The 2140-nt window shown below is 64.3% G+C and carries 3 protein-coding genes, 1 tRNA gene and 1 pseudogene; 2 read left to right on the top strand and 3 right to left on the bottom strand.

Going from position 1 to position 2140, the window contains the following annotated elements; genetic code table 11:
- The first annotated feature begins 11 nt into the window (after positions 1 to 11).
- Together JX613_RS19595 and JX613_RS20100 are read left to right on the top strand one after the other, a co-directional pair.
- Positions 12 to 88, top strand: a tRNA-Met gene (locus tag JX613_RS19595).
- A 1-nt stretch (position 89) separates the two neighbouring features.
- Positions 90 to 275, top strand: a complete 186-nt coding sequence (locus tag JX613_RS20100) for a hypothetical protein (RefSeq protein ID WP_237168756.1) — start codon at positions 90 to 92, stop codon at positions 273 to 275.
- Positions 276 to 614: 339 nt separating this feature from the next.
- On the opposite strand, the pseudogene JX613_RS20465 reads toward JX613_RS20100, so the two are convergent.
- From JX613_RS20465 to JX613_RS19580, 3 genes and pseudogenes are all read right to left on the bottom strand, one after another.
- Positions 615 to 1001 (bottom strand): annotated as a pseudogene (locus JX613_RS20465) (recombinase zinc ribbon domain-containing protein); the annotation flags it as partial.
- 38 nt (positions 1002 to 1039) lie between these two features.
- Entirely contained in the window at positions 1040 to 1726 is a 687-nt protein-coding gene (locus JX613_RS19585; protein WP_207103151.1) for a recombinase family protein, read from the bottom strand.
- 179 nt (positions 1727 to 1905) lie between these two features.
- Positions 1906 to 2140, bottom strand: a 235-nt coding sequence (locus JX613_RS19580; RefSeq protein WP_207103150.1) for a hypothetical protein, incomplete at its 5' end; no start/stop codon positions are given.

The raw sequence follows: 2140 nt of genomic DNA, 5'->3' as shown, positions 1-2140 counted from the left end.
CAACCCACTGTCGCGGGGTAGAGCAGCCCGGTAGCTCGTCAGGCTCATAACCTGAAGGCCGCAGGTTCAAATCCTGCCCCCGCAACCAAATGAAGCGAAACCGCCCCGCGCTGATAAGCCGGGGCGTTTTGCGTGTCTGCCTTCCCCAACATCACGACAAGATCGCCTTCGAGGTCCAGGCGGTGGACCATCATCGCCGCATCCCAGCGGACGGTGATGCGATGAATGAGCCGGTGCAGTTCCTCGGAGGCCCGGCCCACCACATCGCCGCCTGAAAGCGTCCGCGCCAGGTCCTCCACATAGGCTCGGTAGCGCGCGCCAAGGTCAGGCGGGATCTGCAAGACATTACCGGACTCCGCCTCTGTTGCCTGCTTCAGCGCTGCGATCTCGGCTTCGGTTTCTGTCAGACCTTCCTGGATCGTCGGGCTGAAGCCACCCTCGGCAATCGCCTGCTTGTAGTTCAGCCGCACTGTCTCCAGCGCCTTCAAGCGGGCTGTCCGGCGCTCGACGCGGGTAGAGGAGGCCTGCGATTGTTCCTTCAAGTGCCGAGCGTAGTCCTTGCGGAACTGCGCGATCGCCGTCTCGGTCATCAGGCCGCTCTTGAGCCCGCCCAGAACGATCTGCTCGGCCTCGTCCTGGACGACGCCCGGCTGGCCGGCACATACCGCCGAACCCTTCTCCTTCGCGTTGGCGCAGTAGTAGCGCTTGATCCGCCCAGAGCCGGCGATCGTCATCGATCCGCCGCATTGTCTGCAGAAAAGCAGCCCGGAGAGCAGATAGCGGCGGCGCTTCATGCCCTGGCTGATCGCCAGTCCGTTGTGATCAGCCGTCTTCGGGGATGCTGCCCGAAACAGGGCTTGTGTCTCCTGCCGTGCCCTGGCGGCCTCCCAGAGAGTCTGGTCGACGATCCGCAGGTCGGGCGTATCGTGACGCACCCACTCGTCCCGCGACCGTAGACGAGAGACCCGCTTCGAGGTCACGGGATCCTTGCGATATTCCAGCCGGTTCCAGACCCGCCGGCCGATGTAGAGTTCGTTGTTCAGAATCCCGGTGCCGCGCTCGCGGTTGCTGTTGATGGAGTTCTGTTCCAGTGGCCGGAACCGGCGCGGGCACGAGGGGCGGGAATGCCTTCGGCGTTCAGCGCAGCGGCGATCCTCACTGGCGATAGGCCATCGGCATAGTCCCGGAAGATACGCCGTATCACCTCGGCTTCCTCGGGCACGATCTCCAGATCGCCGATGTTGGTGCCGCCGGCATAGCCGTAGGCGCGGCCGCCGCCCGAGCCTCCGGCCTCGACCCGCGCCTTCAGCCCCCGGCGTGTCTTGGCGCGCAGGTTGTCGATGAACATCTCGGCCATGGTCGAGGTGATGCCGATCCTGAGCTTGTCGCTCTCGCCAGCATCGACCGTGTGGATGCCGATGCCGTGGAAGCTGGCAATGGCATAGAACTCGGCGGTGTCCTTCATCGACCGGCTGATCCGGTCGAGGCTTTCGGCCAGCACGATGTCGAACCGGCCCGCTGCCAGGTCGGCCGACAGGCGCAGGAAGTCCGGCCGGTCCGAGCGCGTGCCCGACATCGCCTCGTCCGCGTATTCCGCCACCACCCACCAGTCCCTGGTCTGGGCCAGCGCGCGGCAACTCGCGATCTGGTCGCGCACCGAGTTCGGGTTCTGCAGGTCGGTCGAATAGCGGGCGTAGATCGTCACGCGCGAAGGGGTGCGGGTCATGAAATCCTCTTTATCGGCGGCAGAGAAATCGAGGCTGCGGACAGCGGCCATGCTGAAATCGCCATGGGCGTGCCAGCCTGCCCGACAGTCTTGTAAAATCCGATGCATTCTGCGGATTGTCGCAGTCCATGCTCCGGCTCGTGTCGATCTCACTCCACCGGACGGTGTCTTGGGTTCCTTCAGAGTCTTCCTCGCTCGGCGATCAGATCGATGAGTTTCTTGAGGTGCCCGGGCGTTTCGTTAGGGTGGGGCAACTGAAAAACCGACCGCGATCCAGAGGCGTGGGCCGAGAGCAGTGACCCGCGGCGCACCGGGGCCATGCCCGGTGGAGTGAACCCCTTGGGCTGGACCACAGGACCCTGAAAAACTGATACGCTGGACGGGCCTTGATCGGAGAAGGCCCATGACATCACG

This window comes from Paracoccus shandongensis (assembly GCF_017315735.1).
GTDB classification, from domain to species: domain Bacteria; phylum Pseudomonadota; class Alphaproteobacteria; order Rhodobacterales; family Rhodobacteraceae; genus Paracoccus; species Paracoccus shandongensis.
The sequence above is the reverse complement of the archived record's forward strand: the minus strand, read 5'-3'. Positions and strand labels throughout refer to the sequence as shown.